This is a genomic window from Nitriliruptor alkaliphilus DSM 45188 (assembly GCF_000969705.1).
In the GTDB taxonomy this organism is placed as follows: domain Bacteria; phylum Actinomycetota; class Nitriliruptoria; order Nitriliruptorales; family Nitriliruptoraceae; genus Nitriliruptor; species Nitriliruptor alkaliphilus.
Genome location: NZ_KQ033901.1, coordinates 3,696,749 through 3,722,145, shown reverse-complemented (window position 1 = coordinate 3,722,145; position 25,397 = coordinate 3,696,749). Strand labels below are relative to the sequence as shown.

The window sequence follows — 25,397 nt, the reverse complement described above, 5'->3', positions numbered from 1 at the left end:
GACGCCGCTGCGAGGGCACCTCATTCGGGCAGGTCGGTGCGCAGCTGCCTCGCCTCGTGGAGGTAGACGTGGCGCAGGTCGGCAGCCGGCCGGTCGGTGTAGGCGTGGATCAAGAGGCGGATGCACCGCTTCACACCACCGTCGATCTCCAGCTCGCGGGCGCACATCAACGGCACGTGCGTGAAACCAGCGACCCGGGCCGCCTCCGCCGGGAACGCCGAGTGGATGTCAGCCGTCGCCGTGAAGACGATCGAGATGAGGTCGTCCTCGGTCAGGCCGTTGCGCGCGAAGATGGCCGACATCACCTCCTCGGTGCGCTCGAGCAGGTGCTCGCGCTCGTCGACCTCCAGCGTCGTGGCACCACGCAGCGCCCGGACCCGCAGCTCGCTCACCGCCGACCTCCCCCGCCCCCGGCACGGCGCCCCTTCGGCTGCGCCTCACCGGCCCGCCGGCGGTTGCCCCGCTCCTCGCGGGTCGTGCGCCGTGCCTCGCGCTCGCTCGAGGTGCGCGCGGCGCGGGTCTGCCCGGCACGGGCCGCGTCGTGCAGGGCGCCGATCTCGGCCTGCGTGAGGAACCGCCACTTGCCCTGGCGCAGCTCGCCGAGTTCGACGTCACCGAACCGCACCCGGGCGAGCCGCTCGACCGGCAGACCGATCTCGGCCAGCATCCGGCGTACCTCCCGCTTGCGGCCCTCGGTCATGACGATCTCGAGGAGCGCCTTGCCCTTGCCCTCCTCGAGGACCTTGAAGCGCTTCGGCTTGGCCAGACCGTCCTCGAGCTCGACGCCCTCGCGGAGGGCCGTGAGCGCCCGCGGCTTCACCGGTCCGGTGAGCAGCGCCACGTACCAGCGCTCGACCTCACGGGAGGGGTGCAACAGCGCGTTGGTGAGCTCACCGTCGTTGGACAGCAGCAGCAGCCCCTCGGTGTCCATGTCCAGCCGCCCGATCGGGAACAGCCGCTGCGGGAGGTTGATCAGATCGACGACCGTGGGACGCCCCTCGGGATCGTCGGCCGTCGTCACCACCCCCTGCGGCTTGTTCAGCATCACGTACACCCGGTCGGGATCGACGTTGACCCGCTCACCGTCGATGGCGACCACGTCGCGCGTGCGGTCCACCTTCGAGCCGAGCTCGGCGACCTCACCGTTGACGGTCACCCGCCCCTCGATGATGAAGCCCTCGCACGCCCGACGGGACGCGACACCGGCCGCAGCCAGCACCTTCTGCAACCGCTCCTCAGGCATGATCTCGGTCGTCCTCCGGTCGCGGGGCGACCTCCGGTCTCCCCGCCGTGCGTGCTCCCTCGGCCCCCTGGGGGCCTCGGTCCGCGCCACCGGCGACATCTGCGTCGTCCTCCGGTCGCGGGGCGACCTCCGGTCTCCCCGCCGTGCGTGCTCCCTCGGCCCCCTGGGGGCCTCGGTCCGCGCCACCGGCGACATCTGTGTCGTCCTCCGGTCGCGGGGCGACCTCCGGTCCGGCGTCCGCGGCCTCGCGGGCTTCGCTGGCCGAGACCGCCTGCCGCAACCGGTCCACCGCCGATCGTGCCGCCGACTCGAGGCGGTCCGACAGATCGTCCATCGCCGCCTCGTCGGCGCGGCGGTCCGCGCGGCTGGCCTGGGGCGGCGGGAGCACGTCGTGGTCCTCGGGGTCCTCGTGACCGCCCTGCGCGGCCGGTGGCGCCTCGGCCCCGGCGACGGCCAGGCGCGCACGCACGTCCCCGAAACGTCGGGTCGCGGCCTCGCGGGCACCCTCGGCGGCGGGCAGCTCACCGCCGGCCGCCAACCGCTGGCGCACCTCCTTGAGCCGCCCGAGCTCCGGTTCGTCCGGCGCGTTGTGCTCCGGCAGGAAGTCGGTCAGCGGCGGCAGGTCGTCCAGGGAGTCGAGACCGAGACGCTCGAGCAACGTCGTGGTGGTCCCGTACAGGACCGCCTGCCCGGGGGTCTCCGCGCGGCCGACCTCGGCGACGAACCCGCGCGAGACCAGGCTGCGCACGGCCCCGTCGGCGTTGACCCCACGGATCTCACCGATCTCCTGGCGACCGATCGGCTGCTTGTAGGCGATGACCGCCAGGGTCTCGAGGGCCGCCTGCGTCAGACGACCCGTGCGCCCCGACAGCGCCCACCGTTCCAGGATCGGCCGGGCCAGGGCCGCCGAGTACATCCGCCAGCCACCGGCCGCCCGTCGGACCTCGGTCCCGCGCCGTTCGGTGCGGTGGCGCAGCGACAACCCCTGGCACGCGGCATCGACGTCGGCGGGTTCGAGCTCGAGGTGTTCGGCGAGGGTCAGCACGTCGAGCGGTTCCTCGGCGAGGAACAGCAGGGCCTCGAGGCCGGCGGCGGTCACCGCGTCGAGCGACGCCAGCGCCGCGATGGCCTGGGCGTCGTCCAGCTCGACCGGTTCGAACGCCGGCGGCGCCTCGAGCTCGAGCTCCGGCTCGGGCTGCGCCTCGGGCTCGGGCTGCGCCTCGAGCTCCGGCTCGGGGTCGGCCCCGGGCTCGGGCTGGTCGGTGGGGAGGGCATCGGTCACGCGGGGGCTCCGGTCGCCACGGGGGCGTCGTCGTCCGACGGGGAGGGCGCCTCGGCGGGTTCGTCGTCGGTCAGCTCGTCGAGCAGCGAGGCAAGATCGCGCCCGCCACCGGATCGAGCCACCTGCAGCGTGCTGCGCAGGTCCGGCTGCGCGAGGTCGACGTGACCGAGCTTGAACAGCTCGAGCAGCGCCAGGAAGAAGACCACCCGGTCCCCGCGGGTCCGTCCCTCGACCAGCTCCGGGAAGGCACGGTGGCCCCCCTCGTCGGGGAGCGAGGTCAGCAGGGTCAACGCCGCCTCGCGGACCGACACGTAGCTGCGTCGGATGTGCGACAGGTCGACGGTCGCCTCGGGCGTCGGCGCGAACGCCGCAGCGGCGAGCGCGCCGAGGCCCCGCGCGTCGATCGGCAGCGGCGTCTCGGGCACCAGCCGGGCCAGCCACGGTTCCGGCGAGACCTCGCGCGGCAGGTGCGCCTCGTGCTGGGTCAGGCGGTGCGACACGATCCGGGCGACGTCGCGGAAGGCGCGGTACTCCAGCAACCGGGCGTACAGCAGGTCACGGGCCTCGCCGAGCAGGTCCTCGAGCTCCTGGCGATCCTCGTCCGGCAACAGCCGCGCGGCCTTCAGCTCGATGAGCGTGGCCGCGATGACCAGGAAGCGGGTGGCCGTCTCGAGGTCGAGGTCGTCGAGCTCGCCGAGGTGGGCGAGGAAGTCGCCGGTGATCTCGGCGAGGTCGACCTCCGTGACGTCGAGCTTGCGCCGGGCGATGAGCTGCAGCAGCAGGTCGAACGGGCCCTCGAAGACCTCGAGGTGGACCTGGTAGCTCATCGGGGGGACGTCTCGGGGTCGCGGGCGGGTGGTCACGGACCGCGCGGGACGGCGGCGCAGGCGGAGCGCACGAGCGTACACGCGTGCCGCGGTTCCCCGCGGTCGGCAACCACCGCCGAGTACCCTCGCTCACGGCGCGAGTAGGGGACGCGGCGCCACGAGCCGGACTGACGAGGGGAGAACACGTGCGCGACGCACCCTCCTCCGCCAGCGCCCCGTGGTGGTCCAAGGTCGTCGACCGGCTGGCGTACGGCGCGTCGTCCCTCGGCCTCGAACGCTGGGCGCGCCTCGGTTCGGTGGCGATCGTGCCGCTGTTCCTGCCCGACACCGGGACGGGGATCGCACCCGTGTACGGGGCGCTGACCGCCTACGTCCTGCTCACGGCGCTGGCACGGCGCGACCGGTTCGTCCGCGGCGGCGATCTGGTCGTGGCGGCCGCGATCATCGTGGCGACCGGTGGCCAGGTCGCCCCCTTCCTGCTGTTCCTCGCCGTGGCGGTGGCCGGCCCCGCCTCCGCCGGGGGCATCCGAGCGGGTGCAGCCGCCGGCGCGACGCTGTCGCTGGTCCTGCTGACGGTGCTCGGCCTCGACGGTCAGCTCGCCGACCTCGGGACCTGGGGTGTCATCCCCGTGGCGCTGCTCCTGCCGCTGGCGGGGATCACGACGGCCTCCGCGGCTCAGGTCCTCGACGGCCGGATCGTGGCCGGACGGGTCAAGCTCCAGGAGGCCAACCGCCTGCTGTCGGCCCTGCTCGACATCGCCGACGACCTGCCCGGCGGGCTGGATGCCACCACGGTCGCCGCCGCCGTCTGTTCGGAGATCCGCGCCATGCCAGGCGTGCCGGCCGTGGCGGTCATGGTCGAGGACCTCGGCGTGCTGCACGTCGCCGCGTCCCACGAGCTGCACCCCGGCCGGCTCCCGGCGCTGCGCATCGACGTGGCACGCCGGCTCGGTGACCTCCAGCTGCGCACGCCGCGGCAGCTGCCGCCGGAGCTGCGCCGCGCCTGCGAGGAGCAGCCGTTCTGGATGTGCACCAGCCTCGGAGCCCAGGACGAGCCGGTCGGCCTCCTGCTCGTGGCCGTCGAGAGCGCGGAGATCGGTGCCCGCGTCCGGCCGACCCTCGTGAGCCTGACCGTCGACGCCGCCATCGCCCTCCAGAACGCTCGCCTGTTCGACGGCACGCTCGCCCGCGCGGCGGACGCCGCCCGGCGTCGGCTCGCCGCGGACCTGCACGACGGGGTGGCGCAGTCCCTCGCCCACCTCAAGATGGAGCTCGAGCTGCAGACGGTCACCGGCGGACGGCGTAGCGCGGACTCCGAGCTGGCCCGGCTCGCACGCGTCGCGGACACGGCCCTGTCCGACCTGCGCTCGACGATCGCGGGCCTGCGCAGCGATCCGACCGGGGACCTCGCCAGCCTGCTCCAGCAGCACGTGGCGCAGGTCACCCCCGCCGCTGGCCCATCGATCGAGCTGGAGGTCGCGGGGACGGCCGAGCTGCCCCCGGACCGGATCAACGACGCGCTGCGTGTGGTCCAGGAGGCGCTGTCCAACGCGTTGCGTCACGCCGACGCGGGCGTCATCACCATCGCGCTCGAACGTGACCACGCCCTGACCGAGGTCGTCATCGAGGACAACGGCGTCGGCCGGGCGGGGACATCCGGTCGTGCTGGCGGCGGCGTCGGTCTACGGTCCATGCGTGAACGGGCCGACCGCCTGCAGGGCACGCTCACCGTCCGTGACCGGCTCGGCGGTGGCACCGTGGTGACCCTGCGCTTCCCGACCCGCCCGAGCTCGGCCCCGAGCTCGCCACTCCCCCGCCGTCCGCGTCCCCACTCACCCGCCACATCGGAGATTCCGTGACGTTCCGCGTCGTCATCGCCGACGATCACACCCTCGTCCGCCAATCGGTGCTGAAAGCCGTACGCCACGAGGACGGCGTCGAGGTGGTCGGAGAGGCCGGAGACGGCCCCGGCGCCCTGGCCGCCGTCGAGGAGCACGATCCCGACCTGCTCGTGGTCGACATCGCGATGCCGGGGATGGACGGGCTGGCCGTCGCCGAGCAGCTGCGCCGCGAGAAGCCGAAGCTACGGGTGGTGTTCCTGTCGATGCACGACGACGACGGCTCGCTGCAGCGTGCGGTCGCGCTCGGCGCAGCCGGGTTCGTGTCCAAGTCGGCGTCCATCGAGGAGCTGCAGGAGGCCATCCGCGCCGTCCGCGACGGTGGGTCCTACCTGTCCTCGAACGTGGCCTCGCGCGTGATGGACCTCGCCGCCGGCCGCACCCCCGCGACGGCCCTCGGGCTCACCCCCCGCGAGCGGGAGATCCTCGAGCTGCTCACCGCGGGGAACCGCCCGACCGAGATCGGCACGACCTTGTTCCTGTCGGTCAAGACCGTCAAGAACCACCTGACCAGCATCTACAGCAAGCTCGGCGTGGAGACCGGCGCCCAGGCTGTCGCCGAGGCCTACCGGCAAGGCCTCGTCAAGCGCACCTGACCACACCGTTCAGTCGAGGCCGACGCGGGCCTGCACCAGTTCGACCGGATCGGCGGGCTCCGGGGCGAGGTGGATCACGTCGGCCAGCTCGGCGATCACCCCCTGGGCGTCGTCCTCGGTCCGGGCGTGGACGACGACGGCCGGGGTGTCGCCGTCGAGCTCGTCGCCGGTGCGGACACCGACCTCCAGGCCCACGGAGAGGTCCAGCTGATCGCCCTGCCGCTGGCGACCGGCACCGAGGCGCGCCGCCAGCTCACCGAGGCGGCGGCACGAGAAGCCGTGCACCGTCCCGGCCGCGGGGATCCACGGGAGGGTGACGGGGGCGACCGGGAGGACCGCCCGGGGGTCGTCGACGACCGACGGGTCGCCACCTTGTGCCGCGACGAAGGCACCGAACCGCTCCAGCGCGCTGCCGTCGTCGAGCAGCCGGGCCACGGTCTCGGCCGCCTGACCCTCAGGGACGCCGGTCAGCTGCAGCGCGGCCGCGGCCAACGCCAGCGAGGCGCGGGTCAGCCGGTCGCCCCGGCGCTCCCCACGCAGCACCTCGATGGCGACGGCGATCTCGATGGCGTTGCCGATGCCGTCGCCGAGCGGTTGGGACATGTCCGTCACCAGCGCACCGGTTCGGCGGCCGTGGGCCTCACCGATGCGCACGCACAGTTCGGCCAGCGCCTCGGCCTCGGCCGGATCCTCCATGAAGGCGCCGTCACCGCTCTTGACGTCGAGCAGGACGTGCTGGGCCCCGCCGGCGAGCTTCTTGCTCATCACCGACGAGGCGATCAGCCCGGGCGACTTCACCGTCGCCGTCACGTCCCGCAGCGCGTAGAGCTTCTTGTCGAGCGGCACGAGGTCCTGGGTGGCCGCGGCGACCGCCAGCCCGATGCGGTCGGCCTGGGACGCCACCTCGTCCGCGCTCAGGTCGACGCGGAAGCCCGGGATCGCCTCCAGCTTGTCGAGTGTCCCACCGGTGTGCCCCAGGCCGCGGCCGGACAACTTGGCGACCTGGGCGCCGGCGGCAGCCAGGAGCGGCGCCACCACCAACGTGGTGGTGTCCCCGACCCCGCCGGTCGAGTGCTTGTCGACGGTCGGGCCCCGGAGGGCGGACAGGTCGACGGTGTCTCCGGAGGCCACCAGCACCTCGGTCAGGGCGACCGCCTCGGCATCGGTGAACCCGCGGATCACCCCCGCCATCAGCAGCGCTGCGACCTGGGCCTCCTCGACCTCGCCACGCAGGTAGGCGCCGAGGAAGGCGCGCAGCTCGTCGCCGGTCAGCTCTCCTCCGTCACGCTTGCGGGCGATGAGGACCGGGATCTCGAGTGTGGTCACTCAGGCTGCCTCGGCGCAACGCACGCAGCGCACCGACAGCGGGCGCACCTCGAGCCGTTCGTGCGGGATGACCTCGCCGCACACCGCGCAGGTGCCGTAGGTGCCCTCCTCCATGCGTCCGAGCGCGTGGTCGATGGCCTGCACCCGCTGGCGTGCCAGCTCGAGTTGGCCGAGCAGCTCGGCGCGCTCCTCGGTGGCCTGACCGGCGTCGGCGCCGCTCTGGTCCTCGATACCGATGTCGGTCACCAGGTCCGAGTAGGGGTCGGCGCCGTGCTCCTCGAGCAGGTGGACCTGCGTGGCACGGTCCGCCTGGAGCTCGGCACGGAGCCGGTCGAGCGTCGCCTGGTCCACGGCAGATCCCTCGGGTCATGGCACGATCACGGCACGTTCAGGACGCGGTCGGGACGCGGTCATCGCGCGGGCGGATCCGGTCCCCGGGTCCGTCTCCGCAGCCTACCGAGCGTGCTGCGCCCGCGGGTGCGCGCGCTCGTACACCTCGCGGAGGGCCGTACGGCTCACCAGGGTGTAGATCTGGGTCGTGGTCACGCTCGCGTGGCCGAGCAGCTCCTGCACCGCCCGCACGTCGGCACCACCGTCGAGCAGGTGGGTGGCGAACGAGTGCCGCAGGGTGTGCGGCGAGACCTCCGCCGCCAGCCCGACACGGTCGGCGTGACCGCCCACCACCTTCCAGGCGCCCTGGCGGGTCAGGCGCCCGCCCCGCGCGTTGACGAACACCGCCGGGACCCGGGGCGACAGCGCGGGCCGTCCCCCGACCAGCCACGCGTCCAGCGCCTCGGCCGCCAGGTCCCCGTAGGGCACGAGGCGTTCCTTGTCACCCTTGCCGCGGACCCGCAGGAGGCGCTCGACCGGGTCGGCATCGTCGAGGTCCAGTGCCGTCGCCTCGGAGATGCGCAGGCCCGCGCCGTAGAGCACCTCGAGCAGCGCCCGGTCCCGCCGCGGCAACGGGCCACCGCCGACGGGGGCGTCGAGCAGCCGTGCCACGTCATCCACCGACAGGGCCTTCGGCAGCGACCGGGCCGACCGCGGGGTGGACACCGGTGCCGCCACGTCGTCGGCGGTCAGGCCCTCGCGGGCGAGGAAGCGGTGGAAGCCACGCACGGCCACCACGATCCTGGCGACCGACGACGTCGCGTAGGGACGGCCTGCCGCTGTCCGGCGGGCCCGCAGCCAGGCCACGAACGCCTGGAGGTCCTCGGTCGCCACGGCCCGGGGATCGCCGATGCCGACCTCCGCGAGGTAGTCGGCGTAGCGGGCGAGGTCGCGGCGGTAGGCGTCGAGCGTGTTGCGCGCGAGGCCCCGCTCGGCCCGCAGGTGGTCGAGGTAGCGGCCGAGGAGCGGCAGGCCGCCGCCCTGCGGCACGGCCGGCGGTACGTCGACGGTCACCGGGTCACAGACCGAGGTGCGGACCGGCGAGCAAGAGGCCCACCAGAGTCTTGGCGTCGGTCAGCTCGCCGCGCCGGGCGAGCTCGACCACGTCCTCGGCGGCGAAGGGCACGATCTCCATGTCCGCCTCCTCCTCCTTCGGCGTGAAGCCCTCAGGTGGGTCCACCGGGTGCACCCCACGTCCGAGGTAGACGTGGGTCTCCTCGGTGGTCCACCCCGACGAGTTCTGGAAGGTCACCAGGTGGATGAGCTCGCGCGCGTCGTGGCCGATCTCCTCGGCGAGCTCGCGGTGGGCGACCTCCTCGGGGGACTCGCCGTCGACGTCCATCTTGCCCGCCGGCAGTTCGAGCACGTAGCGCCGCAGCGGCTGGCGGTACTGACGCAGGAGCACGATGCGGCCGTCGTCGAGCACGGGTACCACCGCGACCGCATCGTCGTGGCGGACGATCTCGCGGACCATCTCCTCGCCGTCCGGGGTCCGCACCGTCTCACGGATCACGTCGGAGAAGCCCTCGTAGACCACCTCCCGCCCGGTGGTCTCGAACCAGCTCGCCTCGCCCGCCGCCGTCACGGGCGATCCAGTGCGATGACGTCCTGGTCGGCGCCGAGGGCGTCGACCAGCTCCCCGGCCGTCGGCTCGTCCAGCTCGACCGGCAGGCGGCCCTCGGCCTCACGCCCGTGCTGGCGGGCCGCCCGGACGAAGCCGTCGAACAGCGGGTGGGGACGGATCGGCCGCGACTTCAGCTCGGGGTGGGCCTGGGTCGCCACGAACCACGGGTGGTCCGGCAGCTCGATGAACTCCACCAACCGGTCGTCCGGTGACACCCCCGAGAAGACCATCCCGCCGGCCTCGAGCTCGGCCCGGTAGCGGTTGTTGACCTCGTAGCGGTGCCGGTGGCGCTCGTAGACGACCGGTTCGTCCCCGTAGGCGGCCCGGGTCCGCGTCCCCGCCGCCAGCTTGGCGGGGTACGCGCCGAGGCGCATGGTGCCGCCCTTGTCGGCCACGTCACGCTGGTCGGCCATCAGATCGATCACCGGGTGCGGCGTCCCCGGCTCGAACTCGGCCGAGTGCGCGTCGGTGAGGCCCACCACGTGGCGAGCGAACTCGATGACCGCCGACTGCAGACCGAGGCAGAGGCCCAGGAACGGGACCTGGTGCTCACGCGCCCACCGGATCGCGGCGATCTTGCCCTCGACACCGCGGATGCCGAAGCCCCCCGGGATCAGCACGCCGTCGACACCTGCAAGCCGGTGCTCGGCGCGGGACGCGTCGGCCCCCTCCCCGTGCGCATCCGTCGGCGTCAGGTCGTCCGAGGCGATCCAGCGCAGCTCGACGTTGACCCCGTTGGCGATCCCACCGTGCCGGAGCGCCTCGACGACCGACAGGTAGGCGTCCGGGAGTTCGACGTACTTGCCGACGATCGCGACCGTCGCGGTGTCGCGCGCACCGTGGACCCGGTCCACCAGCGCCTGCCACTCGGTGAGGTCCGGCTCGGAGGCCGGCAGGCCGAGCCGCTTCATCACCACCGTGTCGAGCCCCTCGGCACGCATCGCGAGCGGCACCTCGTACAGCGACGAACGGTCGACCGCCGCGACCACCGCGTCGAGGTCGACGTCGCACTGCAACGCGATCTTGCGCTTCAGGCCCCCGTCGAGCTCGCGGTCGGCCCGCAGGACCAGCACGTCCGGCTGGATACCCACCGCCCGCAGCTCGCGGACCGAGTGCTGGGCCGGCTTGGTCTTCAGCTCCCCCGCCGCGGCGATGAAGGGCACGAGGGCGCAGTGGATGTAACAGATGTTGTCCCGACCGACGTCGTGGCGGAACTGCCGGATCGCCTCCAGGAACGGCAGGCCCTCGATGTCACCGACGGTCCCGCCGACCTCGACGATGACCACGTCGGTGTCCTCGGCGACGGCGTGGATCCGGCTCTTGATCTCGTCGGTGACGTGCGGGATGACCTGCACCGTCTTGCCGAGGTAGTCCCCCCGACGTTCCTTGGTGATCACCGACCACCAGATCTGTCCCGAGGAGATCGACGACCCGCGGTGCAGGCTGCGGTCCACGAACCGTTCGTAGTGGCCGAGATCCAGGTCGGTCTCGCCACCGTCGTCGGTGACGAACACCTCACCGTGTTCGAACGGGTTCATCGTGCCCGGGTCGACGTTGAGGTAGGGGTCGAGCTTCTGCATCGTGACCCGCAGGCCCCGTGCGGTCAGCAGCCGTCCGAGCGACGCCGCCGTGATCCCCTTGCCCAGTGCCGACGACACCCCGCCGGTGACGAAGACGAAGCTCGGCACGCGCGACGAGTCGGGCTGGGTGACGGGCTGCGACACGGACGACCTCCGGCTCGGCTCGGCGAGGGCGACCAGCCACCAGGCGACGGGCCACACCCCCGGGCCGCCGAAGCCGAGGCGGCCCGTGCGACGGTAGCGGCCGAGCCCGGACGCCACCAAGGATGGGTGACCGGAGCGCACCCCGAGCACGGGCCGCACCAACGGTCAGCTCGAGCGTGTCCCGAGCACGGGCCGCACCAACGGTCAGCTCGAGCGTGTCCCGAGCACGGGTCACACCGAGCGTGTCCCGAGCACGGGTCACACCGAGCGTGTCCCGAGCACGGGGCACACCGAGCGTGTCCCGAGCACGGGTCAACCGCGGGTGAGCCGGCCGTCGGCGAGGCGGAGGGGCGGCACGACCTGCTCGCCGTCCTCCCGGACCCACCAGTGACCGCTCCGGCGCCGTTCGGCGGGCGTGGTGAACCGCGTCCGCTCCCGCACCACCCGCACCGCCGCGGGACGCTGGCCGCCGTTCGGATCGTGGGCCAGCAGCCGCAGCACCGCAGGGTCAGCCGCCAGCAGGTGGCGCAGCAACGCCTCGAACCAGCGGTGACGCAGGGGCGAGGGATCCATCGCCGCGAACCACAGCAGCCAGTCCAGCCGCAGGTGGCGCGGCGCCACCTGCGGCGGGCGGCGCTCCACCGGCCCCGGCTTCGCGGCGAAGCGGTAGCGCCGCCAGGCCGCATGGCGGTCGTCCGGGTCGTCAGCCGTCGCCTCGATCTCGAGCTCGTAGCGGACCTTGGTGACGGAGCCGAACGCCCCGTAGGAGTTCACCAACCGCAACGGGTCGTGGCTGGCGTTCATCCGTTGCCGGGGCGAGAGGAGGTTCGGCACGGGGCCACGAAGGCTGAGGCCCGCCACCACGACGGCCAGGACCACGCTGACGACCGCGAGCCACGACGGCGTCGGCGCCACCTCCCCCGTGACCAGCGGCGTGCCCGCGAACCACGCGTCGGGCAGGGCCGAGCACGCCAGCACGATCGTGAGCAGGTTCAACCAGGAGAAGTTGCCGCTGGCCATCAGCCAGAGCTGGGTCACCACGATGAGCACCGCGGCGGCCCCCGCGACCGGTTGGGGCAGCAGGAGCGCGGCCGGCACCACCAGCTGCACGACGTGGTTGGCCAACGCCTCGACGCGGTGCAGCGGCAACGGCAGGTGGTGGAACCACCAGCTCGCCGGTGCGGGCAGCGGTTGGGTCTGGTGGTGGTGCTCCAGGCAGGTGAGCGCCCGCCAGCACGGGTCACCTCGCCACTTGATCAGGCCCGCACCGACCTCGACCCGGATCACCAGCCAGCGCAACAGCCAGAGGGTCAGCAGCGGGGGTGCCGTGGTGTCGCTGCCGAGGAACGCGGCGAGGAAGGTGGCCTCGAGCAGCAGCGACTCCCAGCCGAACGCGTACCAGATGCGCCCCACGGTGACGTACGACAGGTACAGCACCCACAGGACCAGGAAGGCGACCAGCGGCAGCCAGGCGGGGCCGCGCTGAGGCAGGCCGACCACCAGCGACGTGGCGACCGCCACCCCGACCCACCCGCCGGCGACCGCCAGCCGGTCGCTGTAGCGCAGGTGGAACAACGACGGCGAGGCGAGGCTCGGACGCTCCCGGAGCACCTCGGTGACCGGCGTCAACCCGGCGGTGCCGAGGAGGGGGACCCACTGGCGGACGATGTTGGCGAACGCGATGAGACAGGTGAGCGCCACGCCCCGCTGCACGAGCCAGCGGGCCGCCTCACCACCGTTCGACGACAGCACCTCCACGCGGTGAGCCTCGCCGGCGGGCGGCCCCCGTGCACCCCGCGCGTTCGGCCGGGCCGGCCCCGGGACCGCCACCGGCGGCTCACGTGTCGGTTTCGGCGACGTCCTCGTCGTCCTCGGCGTCGTCACCGGGCCGCGGGCCGTCGACCGGCTGCAGCTCGATGTGGACGTGCGGGAACCGTTCGGGCTCCGTCTCGCGGTCGATGTGGCTGCCGAAGGGGAACAGCCGGGCGGTCGCGGCGACCGGCGTGACCCCACCGACGACCCGATCGCCGATCGCGACCTCGGGCCCGTCGACGTGGATGATCACCAGCCGGACGTCCGGCCGGCCATCGGGGACCAGCTCGATGCGCAGGTCCTGGTGGGTGCCGTACAGCAGGTAGCTGCGCACGTCGACCACGGTCCCCGTGACCGGCGCGAGCACCGGATCGTCCGGTCGCATCACCACGTCGATGGCCGACGTCGGACCGGCGGACCGGCCGCGGGAGGTCAGTACCAGGTAGGGCGTCCCGCCGGCCACGTCCTCGGCGAGCTGCGTCCGTGTGGTGTTGCGGTCCTCGGTGAGCGCGCCGACGGGCGTGACCCCGATGGCCGACACCGTCGCGGCCTCGTGGAAGCCCACGACCACCGGCCCGGGCGTGGGCAACAGGATGGGTAGATCACCGAGCCGGGCGACCGGCGGCGTCGCGTCCTCGGCCGGCTCGGCAGGCGGCGCCTCGTGGTCCGGCTCACCGTCCGCGGCGGCCGTGGACGCGACCCCGTCGCGGTCCGCGCCACCGGGCGCGTCCCCCTCCGCTGGCTGCCCGGCGACCGGCGCCACCTCGTCGCTGACCCCGCTCCAGGCCACGACGGCGCCGGCACCGACCACCAGCGCCAACGCGGTCACCGGGACCCGGCGGCGTCGGCGTCCGGAGAACGCCAACGACGGCACCCCTCGGGTACCGGGACGCACGCGACCTCGGCGTCGGACGGGACGAAGCAGGGGGGTCCTCCGGGACGGACGGCCGGGCGGGGCGCAGCAGGGGCTGGGACGGCGCGGGACCCTACCCCGTTGACCTTGACCCGACGAACGGTGCGGACCAGATCAGCTGGCGCGCCGCTCCGTCGCCCGGGACAGCAGCTCGCGAGCGTGCTCGAGCCCCGCCGCCGCGGTGGCCTCGCCACCGAGCATCCGAGCGAGCTCGGCGACCCGGTCGTCCTCGGCCACCCGACGGGTCGTGGTCACCGTTCGGCCACCGCTGAGGCCCTTCTCGACCACGTGATGCACGTCGGCGAACGCGGCGAGCTGAGCCAGGTGGGTCACGCACAGGACCTGACGCGGCCGGCCCTCCGCGCCGGTGGTCAGCCGTGCGAGCTTCTCGCCCACGGCCATGGCGGTGGCCCCGCCGATGCCCGCATCGACCTCGTCGAACACCAGCACCTCGACCTCGTCGACGTCCGCCAGGGCCACCTCGACCGCCAACGAGACCCGCGACCGTTCGCCACCCGACGCGGCCTGTGCGATCGGGCGGGGAGGCTCGCCCGGGTTGGGGGCGAGCAGGAAGGTGACACGGTCGCCACCGTCGGCGGTGAGCTCGCCGCCGTCCAGCGGCTCGACCTCGACCTGGAAGCTGGCGTGCGGCATCCCGAGGTCGGCGAGGTGCCCGTCGACCGTCGTGGCGAGTGCGTCGGCGGCGTGACGTCGGCCACGGCGCACGTCGTCGGCGAGCGCGGCCACCTCGGCGTGGGTGGCGGCGACACGGTCGTCGAGGTCGCCCGCGTCCGCCTCAGCGGCCTCCAGCACCGCCAGGCGTGCACGGGCCTCCTCGGCGTAGGCGAGGACGGCCGCGACGTCCGAGCCGTACTTGCGCGTCAGGGCCTGGAGGACGGCTTTGCGGGCTTGGAGGTCGGCGAGGCGTTCGGGGTCGGCGTCGACGTCCTCGCCGTAGGTCCGCACGTCGACCGCGAGCTCGGTGGCCTCGGCGGCGAGGGCGTCGGCCCGGGCGGTCAGGTCCACGAGCGCCGGATCGTCGACCGCGAGGCGGCGCAGGGCCGCGACGGCGACACCGAGCGGCTCGCCCGCGCCCTCGGCACCGAGGGCGGCCGCCGCCTCGACGGCGCCGAGCTGCAGATCCTCGGCGTTGGCGAGCAGTTCCAGATCGAGGTCGATGGACGCGTCGGCATCGGCATCGAGCGCGGCCTCGTCGATCTCGGCCACCTCCGCACGGAGACGATCGAGCTCGCGCGCCCGCTCGCGTGCGTCGGCGGCGAGGCGGTCACGACGGTCCGACAGCTCGCGCCACCGGGTGTGCGCGCCGCGGTACCGGGCCAGGGTGCGGGCGTGCGGATCACCGGCTGAGCGGTCGAGCAGCGCCCGCTGCACCTCGGGCCGTGCGAGGCGGACGTGCTCGTGCTGGGCGTGCACCTCCACGTGGCGGCCGAGGACCTCGGCGAGCGCCGACACCGGGGCGAGCGTGCCGGCCACCCGTGCCCGGCTGCGGCCCTCGGCGCGCAGCTCCCGGGACACGATCAGCTCGTCCGCGTCGGCGTCGACCCAGGCCTCCGCACCGGCCGGCACGGGACGGACCACCGCGCTGGCGATCGCGGTGCTCACCCCCGTGCGGACCAGGGAGGTGTCCGCCCGAGCGCCGAGGAGCAGCTCGAGGGCGGTGACCACGAGGGTCTTGCCGGCCCCGGTCTCCCCGGTGACCACCGTCAGACCGGGCGACAGCTCGAGCGTGGCCTGCTCGATGACACCGAGGCCGGTGATCGCCAGCTCCTCGAGCACCCCGCACCTCCTCGCCGGACCACGGTCCTCCGTCGGCGTGAGGCTACCGACCGCCGACCCGGGAACCGTGGTGGCGGCCCCAGCGCCGGTGGACAGCGATCGCGCCGGGCGAGCGCCCGCCGTGAGATCAGCGCAGACCGAACTTGCGGCGCACGAGGGTCGGGAAGTCGGAGACCCCGACCCGAGCGATCAGCACCGGCCGGCCGTGACCGCGGGCCGTGACGTGGGACCCCGGTGGCGCCGGGATCGGTTCACGGCCATCGCACGAGACCAGGGCCCTGGCCTGATCGGGCAGCAGGTCGACCCGGATCGTCTCGTCCGGGGCCGCCACGTAGGTCCGGTCGAACAGCGAGTGCGGGGCGACCGGGACGACCAGGACCGTGTCGAGGTGCGGCGAGACGATCGGACCGCCGGCCGACAGCGCGTACGCGGTCGATCCCGTGGCCGTCGCGACGATCAGGGCGTCCGCCGGGACCTTGGCGAACAGCGTGCCGTCCACGTGCACGTCCATCAGCAGCAGACGGTGGCGTTCGGTCTTCTCGACGGCGACCTCGTTGAGCGCCCAACCGCTGCCGAGCACATCCCCCTCCGGTCCGACCACCTCGACCTCGAGCGTGAGGCGGGGCTCGACCCGGAACCGTCCCTCAGCGACGGCGCGCAGCGCCGGGCCCATGTCGTCGAGCTCGACCTCGGCGAGGAAGCCCAGGCGCCCGAGGTTGACCCCGAGGACCGGGACCTCGGCCTCACGGCACAGGTGCGCCGCCCGCAGGAAGGTGCCGTCGCCACCGAAGGACACGGCCAGGTCGAGCCCATCGGCGAACCCCTCCGCCGGCACGGCAGCGACGCCCTCGACGTCGGGAGCGTCCTCGGCGGCACCCGCCGTGGCCACCACGTCGATGCCGAGGTCGTTCAGGGTCCGGGCGGCGTCGGCGGCCGCGTGCAAGGTGCCCTCGCGGCCCGCGTGGACGATCAAACCGACCTTCACGGTGCCTCCCTCGGGTGCGGGCGCCTCACGGCGACGTCTCGCGGTGTGCGATGCCTTCCGCGACGGCAGCGGCGACCGCCCCGGCCACCTCGTCCGCGCTCGACGCGGGACCACCGGCCAGGTGCGCCAGGAACTCGACGTTGCCCGCCGGGCCGAGCAGTGGTGAGGCGGTCGCAGCGAACCGTAGCCAGCCGACCTCCGCCGCGGCAGTGGCGACCTCGGTCAGGACCCGGGCCCACACCGTCGGGTCGCGCACGACCCCGCCCTTGCCGACCTCCCCCCTCGCGGCTTCGAACTGCGGCTTGACCAGCACCAGGGCCTCGGCGTCGGCCGCGACCAGGCGCCGCAGCGTCGGCAGGACCGTCCGCAGGGCGATGAAGGACAGGTCCGCGACGAGCAGGTCCGGCGCTGGCGGCGGCACGTCCTGCGGTTCGAGGTCACGCACGTTGGTCCGCTCGTGGACCTCGACGGCCGGATCGCGTCGGAGCTTGTCGTGGACCTGGCCGTACCCGACGTCGTAGGCCACCACGGAGGCGGCGCCGCGCTGCCGCAGACAGTCGGTGAAACCCCCGGTCGACACGCCGGCGTCCAGGCACCGGCGACCCGACGGGTCGACCCCGAACCGGTCGAGGCCGTGCGCGAGCTTGCTTCCCCCGCGTGACACGTAGGTACGCGGCGGTGCCGCCACGACGACCGCCTGTCCCGCGTGGACCTGGCTGGCCGCCTTCGACGCGGGGGCGCCGTCGACGGTCACGAGGCCGGCCTGGATCGCCTCCTGCGCCTCGGTCCGGCTCGTGACCAGCCCTCGGCGCACGAGTTCGGCGTCGAGGCGCCGGCGCGGCGGAGGCAGGTCAGACCTCGTCGAGCAGGGCGAGCTCACGCGCGAGCACGTCGTTGGCGTGTTCGAACCGGCTCACCCGGTCGGCGACCGGGCGGTCGTCCACGGTCTCCTCGAGCTCGGTGCGCAGGGCATCGAGGGGATCGATCGGCTCAGCCGCACCGCTCACGAGCCGGACGTCTTCTTCGCCGTGGCCTTCTTCGCCGTCGACTTCTTGGCCGTGGCCTTCTTGGCCGTGGCCTTCTTGGCCGTGGCCTTCTTGGCCGTGGCCTTCTTCGCCGTGGCCTTCTTGGCCGTGGCCTTCTTCGCCGTGGCCTTCTTCGCCGTCGACTTCTTGCCCGTGGTCTTCTTCGCGGTGGCCTGCTTCGCCGCCCGCTCGGCCGCCGCCGCCTCACGCTCCACGCGCGTCAGTTCCCGCTTGAGGTCGGCGACCTGCTTCTGCAGCCGTTCCACCTCGTTGCCGGTGGCCAGCCCCATCGCGCGGACCGCCCGCGTCGTCTCGGACTTGACCAGGGCGACGACCGCCTCGCGGTTGCGCTGCTGGCGCTCGAGGAGGTCCTTGACCATCGACTCGGCCTGGTCGCCGGCAGCCTCGCCGGAACGGACCAGACCCTTGACGACCTGCTCCGCCTTGTTGGTGGTCAGGTTGGTGATCCCGGACGCTGCGTCCAGGTACCGCTGTAGGGCCTTGTTCACTCGAGCACTCCTCGTCGCCATCGCCCGCACGCTAGCAACGCCCACCGCCGACACGAGCGTCAGTCGGTCGACGGGTCGCTCGTCCGGTAGCGGAGCAGCAGCTCCCCGTCGTGCTCGTGGACCTCGCTCAGCTCGAGGTCGACGGGGGCCAGGTGCGGTCCGCGGACGATGCGCGCGGCGTCGCCGCCGACCAGGACCGGCGCCAGGGTGACGAACACCTCGTCCACCAACCCACCGGCGAGCAGCGCACCGTTCAGGGCCGGCCCGCCCTCGCACAGCACCCGCCGGAGCCCGCGCTCGTGGCACCAACGCAGCACCGCAGCCAGGTCGACCGCGTCACGACCGAAGGTCGCCACCTGCGCCACCTCGGCCAAGCTGGCGACCGCCTCGCCGGGTGCCGTCGACGAGGTGACGACCACCGGCGGCGGGACCCCCGGGTCGCGTTCGGCGGTGAACAACCGCGCCGACGGGTCGAGGGCCGCGCGACCGGTCACCACCAGCAGCTGCGGTGCGGGCGCCAGGCCGGCCGCCTCGCGGGCAGCCGCGCGGGCCGCCGGCGCACGGGGTGGCCCGTAGTCCTCGGCGCGGACCGTGCCCGCCCCCACCAGGATCGCGTCGCACGCGTCCCGCAGCCGCAGGAAGGCACGACGGTCGCCCTCGCCGCCGAGCCCGCCGGAGGTGCCGTCGAGGGCGACGGCGCCGTCGACCGAGGCCACCATGCCGAGGGCGACGCTCGCGCGGTCCGCGGCGGGCGGGGGGCTCGCGAGCACGAGGCCCTGGTACACCGCGTCGAGGTCGAGATCGAGGGGGCCGGGCACGAGGCGCCGCATCGGCACTCCTGGGGGTCGGAGGGCCGAGAGCGTGCCACCTCCACCCTCCGGCGCGCTGCTAGCGTCGCGGGCCGGCTGGGCGGCGGCCGGACCCGAACGGTGGACGAGGAGCGAGCGTGGCGACGGTCGAGGAGGTGGACGAGATCCTCGGCGAGCTGCTGAAGCGTCTCGGCGACCTCGACCCGAGCACCCGGTCGCTCATGCCGTCGAACCGCACCGTCGAGGCCCGCTGCCCCGACCTCGAGCTGGTCCGGTACGCGAGCTGGCGGAACGGGCAGCTGAAGGTCCTCGACGAACCACCTCCGCGCCGGGCCGACATCCGGATCTCGGTGATGTCCGACGACCTGCTCGCCCTCCACCGTGGCGAGCTGACCTTCGCGCGGGCCTACTCCTCGAACCGTGTCCGGTTGGACGCCTCGATGACCGACCTGCTCCGGCTGCGCGCCATCCTGTGAGCCCCGCTCCGGCCCGCACGGAGCCCGGATCCTCGAGGAACCGCGGTGGTCCTCCCGGTCGGTGACGTCAACCCCACCCGGCGGCGCGCCGTGGTCACGTGGCTGCTCCTGCTGACCAACCTCGCCGTCTTCCTCCTGCTCCAGGCGCCGCAGGACGGGTGCGACGAGGTCGCGTTCGTCTACCGCTTCAGCGTCGTGCCGCGCGAACTGACGGGACTGTCCGCCCTGTCGGCGGGTGAGCTCGAGGCGCTCCTCGGACCGTGCGCGAGCGCCGCGACGGGCAAGTCGGTGGCGTTGTCGCTGGTGACCGCCATGTTCCTCCACGGCAACCTCGGCCACCTGCTCGGCAACATGCTGTTCCTGTGGGTCTTCGGCAACAACGTCGAGGACCGCCTCGGCCGGGTGCGGTTCGTGATCTTCTACCTGGTCGGCGGCGCGGCTGCGACCGTCGCGTTCGCGGCGCTCAACCCCGGCGAGAGCACCCCGCTGCTGGGCGCCTCCGGGGCCATCGCGGCCATCCTCGGGGCCTACCTGCTGCTGTTCCCGCGGGCGACCGTGCTGACCTACGCGCCCTTCCCCCTCTACCTGCTGGCCCTGGTCATCCCGGCGGCGCGCATCCGGGCGTTCTTCCTGATCTTCGCGATCGTCACCCTGCCGGCGTGGCTGGTCCTCGGCGGCTGGTTCGTGTTGCAGGCGTTCGCTGCGAGGTCGGCGTTGTCGAGCGCGGTGGCCTACGAGGCCCACGTGGCCGGCTTCGTCGCGGGCATCGTCCTGCTGCTGCTGCTCGATCGTCGTCGTTCCTCGCGCGGCCAGGTCCCCTTCCACCCACCGCGACCTCGCTAGCCTCAGCCGCCGCGTCCCGTGAGGAGGGCCCGTGGCCACCGCACCGACGCCCGAGCCGACCCAGGCATCCACGACCGCGTCCACGACGCGTCACGCCCCGGCCGTGTTCGGCTGGCGCGAACACGTGGACATCCCCGGGTGGGGCATCCGACGTCTGCGCGCCAAGCTCGACACCGGCGCACGGACATCGGCGCTGCACGTGGAGGACTTCGAGGAGATCGAGCCCGACGGGGCGACCGGCTGGGGGTCCGAGGAGGAGGGCGGCCTCCCGCTCGTCCGCTTCCACGTCCTCACCGGACCCCGAGCCGCGCCGCGGCGTATGGAGGTCACCACCCCCGTCGTCGGCCACACCGTCATCCGCGACACGCGCGCCCGTCCCGAGCAGCGCCCCATCGTCCGTGCCCGGGTGATCTGTGGTCCGCTCGACCGCGAGATCGAGATCAGTCTCACCGACCGGACCGGGATGAACTTCCGCCTGCTGCTCGGCCGTCTGGCGCTGGAGGGCGCCGCGCTGGTCGACCCGGCGCACGGCTTCCGCGTGACCGATCCACCACGCCGTCCCCTCCGTCCCGACCTGGAGGACCGCGAGTGAACGGCGGTGGGGGACCCGTCACCGTCGCCGGCGTGACGGTCGACCCCGGGGCCCGACGGGATCTGGCACCGCCGGCCTCCGAGTCCTACACCGGGGACCGGACCACCTTGCCGATGGCCGTGCTCAACGGCGTGGCGGATGGCCCCCGTGTGTTCGTGACCGCCGCGGTCCATGGCGACGAACTCAACGGCATCGCGACCTGCCGCCGGCTGCTCGACCACGTCGATCCCGCGACCCTGCGCGGACTGCTGGTGGTCGTGCCGATCGTCAACGTCCTCGGCGCGCAGCTCAACTCGCGCTACCTGCCCGACCGACGGGACCTGAACCGCAGCTTCCCGGGGTCCCGGAGCGGCTCGATGGCGGCGCGCATCGCGCGGCTGCTGATCGACGAGGTCATCGCTGGCAGCGATATCGGCATCGATCTGCACACCGCGGCCAGCCACCGCACCAACCACCCGCAGGTCCGCCTCGACACCACCGATGCGGTGGCGCTCGACGCGGCGGTGGCGTTCGGGGCCCCGTTCGTCCTCGACGCCAAGCTCCGGCCGGGGTCGCTGCGGGCAGCCGCCGGCGACCTCGGCGTGCCCGTCCTGATCTACGAGGGGGGCGGCCCGTCCCGGTTCGACCCCGATCCGATCGACGTCGCCGAGCGCGGCATCCTGCGTGTGCTGCACCGGCTCGGGATGATCGACCAGGCACCGGCCCCGGCCCACGGCCACCCGATGGTGCTGCACGAATCCCGGTGGCTGCGCGCGGAACGCGGCGGGATCCTCGAGCTGCACGTGCGCCCGGGCGAGCGGGTCGAGGCCGGCCAGCCGCTGTGGGACACCGTCAGCCCCCTCGGCGAGGAGCGCGCGGTCCGCGAGGCCGCCGAGGAGGGCTACGTCATCGGTGCGACCACCCTGCCGCTCGTGCAGCCGGGCCAGGCCATCGTGCACCTGGCGCTACCCGGTGACCGGGTCCCGTCCGAGGACGACCCCACCGAGGAGCTGGAGGACGACGAGGACGACGAGGATGGCCCGCTGCCCGCCTGATGCGGCTCAGGCGTTCACGTTCACCTCGCGGTCGCCGACCACGGGCAGGACGGCGGCCGCACGGACCTCGAGCCGGGACCGGCGTGCCCCACCGGCGTCCCACCAGCGACGCCGCAGCTCACCGACGACCTCGACACGTTGATCGACCGCGAGCCGCTCGGCGTCGGCGAGCTGGCGACGGCCGACCTCGCCGGGGCGGGCGCGGCCGCCGGGACCGGGCCCGGGACCGACGCTGACGTCGAGCGCATCCACGGTGCTGCCGTCGGGACGACGGACGACCACCCGGAGGTTGACGACCTCGTCCCCGGACGGCAGGACCCGACGCTCGGGGACCGACGACAGCCGTCCCCGTAGCCGCACCGCGTTGACGTCGTCCTCGTCGGCTCGCACCTGCGCTGCCACACCTCGCTCCTCACCGCTGCGCCGGCGGCTCTCGCCGGACCGTGCGGACCGTACGGTCACGTCGGGCGGCACCCGGATCGACTCCCGTGCAGCCTGTGGACGACGGATCGTGGTCGCGAGGCGGGCGGGGTCGCGGTCGGTAGGGTCGGGGGCACGGCGAGCGGCCGGCTCGGTGAGCCACGGGGAGCATGAGGAGGGCGCGGGTGAGCGAAACCGACGGCGAGGAGCACACGGACCCGTCCGAGCCGGTGGCCGACCCCCCACCGATCGAGCGGTACGACGACGGCGTGATCGCCATCGACACGCTGACCGGCGGCATGACCTCGGTCACGGCCGGCTACCTGCTGGATGCCCCCCGCCCGACCCTGATCGAGTGCGGGCCGGCCCGCTCGGTGGCCAACGTGATCGCCGGTCTGCGGTCGCTCGGGATGGACCCGGACGACCTCGCCTACCTGGTGCTCACCCACATCCACCTCGACCACGCCGGTGGGGCGGGGGACGTGGCGGCCGCCTTCCCGAACGCGACCATCGTGGTCAGCGAGGTGGGCGCGCGCCACCTCCACGACCCCTCGCGGCTGAACGCGTCGGCGGGCCGGGTGTACGGCGCGTTGTACGACACGGTGTACGGCGCCTGCACGCCGATCGAGGCGGGGCGTCTCCGCGGGGTCGCCGACGGCGACCGGCTCGATCTCGGCGGTGGCCGGGAGCTCGAACTGCTGTACACCCCCGGACACGCCAAGCACCACGTCGGCGTGCACGACAGCGGCACGGACGCGATCTTCTCGGGGGACTCGGTCGGGGTGAAGCTGCCCGGGATGACCCACATCCGGCCGGCGACACCACCGGCGGACTTCCACCTCGGGGCGGCCCTGGCCTCCCTCCAGCGGTACGTCGACCGGGCACCGTCACGCGTGTACCTCGCGCACTACGGCCCGGTCGATCCTCCCGCGGACGCCCTCGAGGAGGCGATCGAACGCCTGCGCCTGTGGGCGGCGACCGCCGAGGCGGCCTACCACGACGAGGTGAGCGCCGCGGCCCGGGACGCCATCGCAGGCGGTCCCACCGGGACCGAGCTCGACCACGTGGCCGAGACGCTGCGACGCCGGTTCGCCGACGAGCTCGACGTCGGCCAGATCGAGGGCGACCCGCACGCGCAGGACCGGGTCGATCTGCTGTCGAGCTACGAGTCCAACGCGGCCGGGCTCGTGCGCTACTTCACCCGCCGGGACGCCGGGACGCTCACCGAGGTCGGCTGACCCGCCATCGGGAGCGCGGGTCGCCCGCTCGGGTCGGGACCTCTGGTCAGTTCGTGTCGCCGAGCGCGTCGAGACGTTCGCGTGCCTCGAAGGTGCCGTCGTCGTCCGCGGCGAGCAGCACCTGCAGGTGACGCGCGGCCGTGTCCCGGTCCCCCGCGCGGACCGCCAGGTCAGCGAGCAGCGAGCGCACCCGGAGGTGGTGCTCGTGGTCCCGGTCGCGGCGTTCGGCCAGGATCGCGCCGAGCACCCCGATCCCGTCCTCGACACGGCCGGCATCGCCGAGCGCTGCGGCGAGGACGATCCCGGCCTCCGCGCGACGGTCCGCCGGTGCACGGTCGTCGTCGAGCAACGGCCGCGCGACCTCCTCGATGCGCTCGAGGTCCCGTCCTAGCGCCCGGTGGCAGTCGGCGATGACGTGGTTCTGGTCGTTGCGACCCGAGATGCGCGCGTACGCCTGCAGCTCGGTCAGGGCCCCGGCGAAGTCCTCGGCGAGGTAGCGGGCGACCCCGTAGGCCTCACGGATCGGCGCGACCCGCGGCGCCTGGTCCTTGGCCCACGCGAGGTACTCGAGGGCGAGGTCGATGGCGAGCTCGTCGATCGCCTGGCTGCCGACGCTGAGCGCCAGGGCCACCTCATCGGTGCGTCGCCCCTTGCCGAGGGTCCGCTCGAGGTCCTTCTTGACGGCTTTGGGCAGGTTCGGCTCGTCGCCGACGGGCAGATCCGGTCGCGCGGGAGCCGGCTTCGACTCGGGCCGACGCGTCGGTGCGTCCTGACGGCGGCGCGCCTTCTCGGCGCCGACGGGGCGTCCCCGGTTGCCGCCCGGGGTCTGCGGGGTGGAGCTGCGCGACTGTGGGGAGAACGGTGCGCGGCGCGGCGCGCCGCGACCGCTGCCGCCCGAGCCCTTGGCGCCGCGGACCGGTTCCCTGCGGGTCGCACCGCCGCGTGAGAGGCCGGGCGCCTCGCCACGGCCCGCGCCATCGCGGGCATCGGGCTTCGTGCGAGGAGCCTGTTCGGCGTCGCGGCTCGAGCTGCCACCACGTCCCGGGGGCCGCCGCTGCGATGCCGGCGGCCGGCCGTCGCCGGTCTCCGCCTCGGCGTCGGGCGCCGGCGGCGGGGGCGGTGGGGGCGGCACCGGCTTGGCCTTGCGCGGTCCGTCGGGCGGGGTGGTGGGGTCGTCTGCGGCCACGGGCACGCCTCGGGACAGGGGTGCGCCCCGGTCTGCGCGGGGCGATGCTGGCGGGCTGATCGGCGGACCGGCCCGTGGAACGCGTCGAGGCCGCCTCCTTGAAGGAGGCGGCCTCGACGTAAGAGGTTCCCGCGGCGACCTACTCTCCCACCGGGTTTCCCCGGCAGTACCATCGGCGCTGGAGGGCTTAACTTCCGGGTTCGGAATGTGACCGGGTGTGTCCCCTCCGCTACGACCACGGGAGATCGTAGGGACGCTATTGAGGTGACGGTCCGTTGGACCGAGCACCGTTCTCCACGTCGAGCGTGTGAACGAGCGAGAGTCGAGTCCCCTCTTGTGGGAAGGAACTCGCTCTCTGCAGGTTCCGGGGCGATCCCCGGAACTCCAGAGCGAGCGCGAGCGCGAGCACGGCAAGCCCTCGGGCTATTAGTACCGGTCAGCTTCGCGTGTTGCCACGCTTCCACATCCGGCCTATCGACCCAGTCGTCTAGCTGGGGCCCTTACCCCCTCGAAGGGGTGGGTGATCTCATCTCCAGGTGGGCTTCGCGCTTAGATGCCTTCAGCGCTTATCCCGACCGTACGTAGCCAACCGGCCGTGCCCTTGGCAGGACAACCGGCACACCAGAGGTACGTCCACCCCGGTCCTCTCGTACTAGGGGCAGCTCCTGTCAAATCACCAACGCGCGCAGCGGATAGGGACCGAACTGTCTCACGACGTTCTGAACCCAGCTCGCGTACCGCTTTAACGGGCGAACAGCCCGACCCTTGGGACCTGCTCCAGCCCCAGGATGCGATGAGCCGACATCGAGGTGCCAAACCTTCCCGTCGATATGGACTCTTGGGGAAGA

The 25,397-nt window shown here is 73.5% G+C and carries 26 protein-coding genes and 2 rRNA genes (1 of these 28 cut by a window edge); 7 read left to right on the top strand and 21 right to left on the bottom strand.

Annotated elements, in window-relative coordinates; all coding sequences use genetic code 11:
• Window positions 1–20: 20 nt before the first annotated feature.
• Genes aroH through NITAL_RS17200 form a run of 4 tightly spaced genes read right to left on the bottom strand, consistent with a single transcriptional unit; the run spans window position 21 to window position 3,352 of the window.
• Complete coding sequence (gene aroH / locus NITAL_RS17215) at window positions 21–392, bottom strand: chorismate mutase (RefSeq protein WP_211262473.1); 372 nt, start codon at window positions 390–392, stop codon at window positions 21–23.
• The gene (locus NITAL_RS17210; protein WP_157041913.1) at window positions 389–1,243 is read right to left on the bottom strand and encodes a pseudouridine synthase; all 855 of its coding nucleotides are present in this window, start codon (window positions 1,241–1,243) and stop codon (window positions 389–391) included. Before NITAL_RS17210 ends, aroH begins: the two co-directional genes overlap by 4 nt.
• Window positions 1,236–2,525, bottom strand: a complete 1,290-nt coding sequence (scpB, locus tag NITAL_RS17205; RefSeq protein ID WP_052667426.1) for an SMC-Scp complex subunit ScpB — start codon at window positions 2,523–2,525, stop codon at window positions 1,236–1,238. Before scpB ends, NITAL_RS17210 begins: the two co-directional genes overlap by 8 nt.
• Complete coding sequence (locus NITAL_RS17200; protein ID WP_052667425.1) at window positions 2,522–3,352, bottom strand: segregation and condensation protein A; 831 nt, start codon at window positions 3,350–3,352, stop codon at window positions 2,522–2,524. The genes scpB and NITAL_RS17200 overlap by 4 nt, the downstream gene beginning before the upstream one ends.
• A gap of 185 nt (window positions 3,353–3,537) precedes the next feature.
• On the opposite strand from NITAL_RS17200, the gene NITAL_RS17195 reads away from it, so the two are divergent.
• Complete coding sequence (locus tag NITAL_RS17195) at window positions 3,538–5,211, top strand: sensor histidine kinase (protein ID WP_052667424.1); 1,674 nt, start codon at window positions 3,538–3,540, stop codon at window positions 5,209–5,211.
• Window positions 5,208–5,846, top strand: coding sequence for a response regulator transcription factor (locus tag NITAL_RS17190; RefSeq protein WP_052667423.1), 639 nt, complete (start codon window positions 5,208–5,210; stop codon window positions 5,844–5,846). The genes NITAL_RS17195 and NITAL_RS17190 overlap by 4 nt, the downstream gene beginning before the upstream one ends.
• A 9-nt stretch (window positions 5,847–5,855) precedes the next feature.
• Here NITAL_RS17190 and NITAL_RS17185 read toward each other — a convergent pair whose 3' ends face one another.
• The 13 genes from NITAL_RS17185 to NITAL_RS17130 form a co-directional block, all read right to left on the bottom strand.
• On the bottom strand, window positions 5,856–7,172 hold the full coding sequence (locus tag NITAL_RS17185) for a thymidine phosphorylase (RefSeq protein ID WP_052667422.1): 1,317 nt from the start codon (window positions 7,170–7,172) through the stop codon (window positions 5,856–5,858).
• Window positions 7,173–7,523: a TraR/DksA family transcriptional regulator gene (locus tag NITAL_RS28610; RefSeq protein ID WP_052667421.1), complete on the bottom strand. Its 351-nt coding sequence runs from the start codon at window positions 7,521–7,523 to the stop codon at window positions 7,173–7,175. It abuts the gene before it with no gap.
• A gap of 102 nt (window positions 7,524–7,625) precedes the next feature.
• Window positions 7,626–8,576 carry a site-specific tyrosine recombinase XerD gene (xerD, locus tag NITAL_RS17175; RefSeq protein ID WP_169786878.1) on the bottom strand — a complete coding sequence of 317 codons (951 nt, stop codon included), beginning with the start codon at window positions 8,574–8,576 and terminating at the stop codon, window positions 7,626–7,628.
• A 4-nt stretch (window positions 8,577–8,580) separates the two neighbouring features.
• Window positions 8,581–9,147, bottom strand: coding sequence for an NUDIX domain-containing protein (locus NITAL_RS17170; RefSeq protein ID WP_052667420.1), 567 nt, complete (start codon window positions 9,145–9,147; stop codon window positions 8,581–8,583).
• Window positions 9,144–10,910 (bottom strand): CTP synthase, encoded by a 1,767-nt coding sequence (locus NITAL_RS17165; RefSeq protein ID WP_425413696.1) that lies wholly within the window; start codon window positions 10,908–10,910, stop codon window positions 9,144–9,146. The genes NITAL_RS17170 and NITAL_RS17165 overlap by 4 nt, the downstream gene beginning before the upstream one ends.
• Before the next feature lie 312 nt (window positions 10,911–11,222).
• The gene (locus NITAL_RS17160) at window positions 11,223–12,668 is read right to left on the bottom strand and encodes a lipase maturation factor family protein (RefSeq protein ID WP_052667419.1); all 1,446 of its coding nucleotides are present in this window, start codon (window positions 12,666–12,668) and stop codon (window positions 11,223–11,225) included.
• Between the two features lie 79 nt (window positions 12,669–12,747).
• Window positions 12,748–13,617 (bottom strand): hypothetical protein, encoded by an 870-nt coding sequence (locus NITAL_RS17155; RefSeq protein ID WP_157041912.1) that lies wholly within the window; start codon window positions 13,615–13,617, stop codon window positions 12,748–12,750.
• A gap of 132 nt (window positions 13,618–13,749) precedes the next feature.
• On the bottom strand, window positions 13,750–15,432 hold the full coding sequence (gene recN, locus NITAL_RS17150) for a DNA repair protein RecN (protein ID WP_052667417.1): 1,683 nt from the start codon (window positions 15,430–15,432) through the stop codon (window positions 13,750–13,752).
• A gap of 127 nt (window positions 15,433–15,559) precedes the next feature.
• A complete protein-coding gene (locus tag NITAL_RS17145) occupies window positions 15,560–16,417 on the bottom strand; it encodes an NAD(+)/NADH kinase (RefSeq protein ID WP_052667416.1) in 858 nt (285 codons plus the stop codon).
• Between the two features lie 25 nt (window positions 16,418–16,442).
• Window positions 16,443–17,297, bottom strand: coding sequence for a TlyA family RNA methyltransferase (locus tag NITAL_RS17140; RefSeq protein WP_211262472.1), 855 nt, complete (start codon window positions 17,295–17,297; stop codon window positions 16,443–16,445).
• Window positions 17,269–17,424 (bottom strand): hypothetical protein, encoded by a 156-nt coding sequence (locus NITAL_RS27430; RefSeq protein ID WP_157041911.1) that lies wholly within the window; start codon window positions 17,422–17,424, stop codon window positions 17,269–17,271. The genes NITAL_RS17140 and NITAL_RS27430 overlap by 29 nt, the downstream gene beginning before the upstream one ends.
• Window positions 17,421–17,951 carry a phasin family protein gene (locus NITAL_RS28605; RefSeq protein WP_211262471.1) on the bottom strand — a complete coding sequence of 177 codons (531 nt, stop codon included), beginning with the start codon at window positions 17,949–17,951 and terminating at the stop codon, window positions 17,421–17,423. The genes NITAL_RS27430 and NITAL_RS28605 overlap by 4 nt, the downstream gene beginning before the upstream one ends.
• Window positions 17,952–18,010: 59 nt before the next feature.
• A complete protein-coding gene (locus tag NITAL_RS17130; RefSeq protein WP_052667415.1) occupies window positions 18,011–18,781 on the bottom strand; it encodes a dihydrofolate reductase family protein in 771 nt (256 codons plus the stop codon).
• A gap of 116 nt (window positions 18,782–18,897) precedes the next feature.
• On the opposite strand from NITAL_RS17130, the gene NITAL_RS17125 reads away from it, so the two are divergent.
• Genes NITAL_RS17125 through NITAL_RS17110 form a run of 4 tightly spaced genes read left to right on the top strand, consistent with a single transcriptional unit; the run spans window position 18,898 to window position 21,705 of the window.
• Window positions 18,898–19,236 carry an SCP2 sterol-binding domain-containing protein gene (locus NITAL_RS17125; protein WP_052667414.1) on the top strand — a complete coding sequence of 113 codons (339 nt, stop codon included), beginning with the start codon at window positions 18,898–18,900 and terminating at the stop codon, window positions 19,234–19,236.
• A 45-nt stretch (window positions 19,237–19,281) separates the two neighbouring features.
• Window positions 19,282–20,079: a rhomboid family intramembrane serine protease gene (locus NITAL_RS17120; RefSeq protein ID WP_052667413.1), complete on the top strand. Its 798-nt coding sequence runs from the start codon at window positions 19,282–19,284 to the stop codon at window positions 20,077–20,079.
• A gap of 31 nt (window positions 20,080–20,110) precedes the next feature.
• Window positions 20,111–20,671, top strand: a complete 561-nt coding sequence (locus NITAL_RS17115; protein ID WP_052667412.1) for an ATP-dependent zinc protease family protein — start codon at window positions 20,111–20,113, stop codon at window positions 20,669–20,671.
• Between the two features lie 32 nt (window positions 20,672–20,703).
• Complete coding sequence (locus tag NITAL_RS17110; RefSeq protein WP_157041910.1) at window positions 20,704–21,705, top strand: succinylglutamate desuccinylase/aspartoacylase family protein; 1,002 nt, start codon at window positions 20,704–20,706, stop codon at window positions 21,703–21,705.
• 6 nt (window positions 21,706–21,711) lie between these two features.
• On the opposite strand, the gene NITAL_RS27425 is transcribed toward NITAL_RS17110, so the two are convergent.
• A complete protein-coding gene (locus NITAL_RS27425) occupies window positions 21,712–22,107 on the bottom strand; it encodes a single stranded DNA-binding domain-containing protein (RefSeq protein WP_052667410.1) in 396 nt (131 codons plus the stop codon).
• Between the two features lie 203 nt (window positions 22,108–22,310).
• On the opposite strand from NITAL_RS27425, the gene NITAL_RS17100 reads away from it, so the two are divergent.
• Window positions 22,311–23,363, top strand: coding sequence for an MBL fold metallo-hydrolase (locus tag NITAL_RS17100; RefSeq protein ID WP_052667409.1), 1,053 nt, complete (start codon window positions 22,311–22,313; stop codon window positions 23,361–23,363).
• Between the two features lie 46 nt (window positions 23,364–23,409).
• Here the strand turns inward: NITAL_RS17100 and NITAL_RS17095 are convergent, their stop codons facing one another.
• From NITAL_RS17095 to NITAL_RS17085, 3 genes are all read right to left on the bottom strand, one after another.
• Window positions 23,410–24,549, bottom strand: a complete 1,140-nt coding sequence (locus tag NITAL_RS17095) for a tetratricopeptide repeat protein (protein WP_052667408.1) — start codon at window positions 24,547–24,549, stop codon at window positions 23,410–23,412.
• 126 nt (window positions 24,550–24,675) lie between these two features.
• Window positions 24,676–24,792 (bottom strand): 5S ribosomal RNA (rrf, locus tag NITAL_RS17090).
• A gap of 163 nt (window positions 24,793–24,955) precedes the next feature.
• Window positions 24,956–25,397 (bottom strand): 23S ribosomal RNA (locus tag NITAL_RS17085); it runs 2,619 nt beyond the window's last position.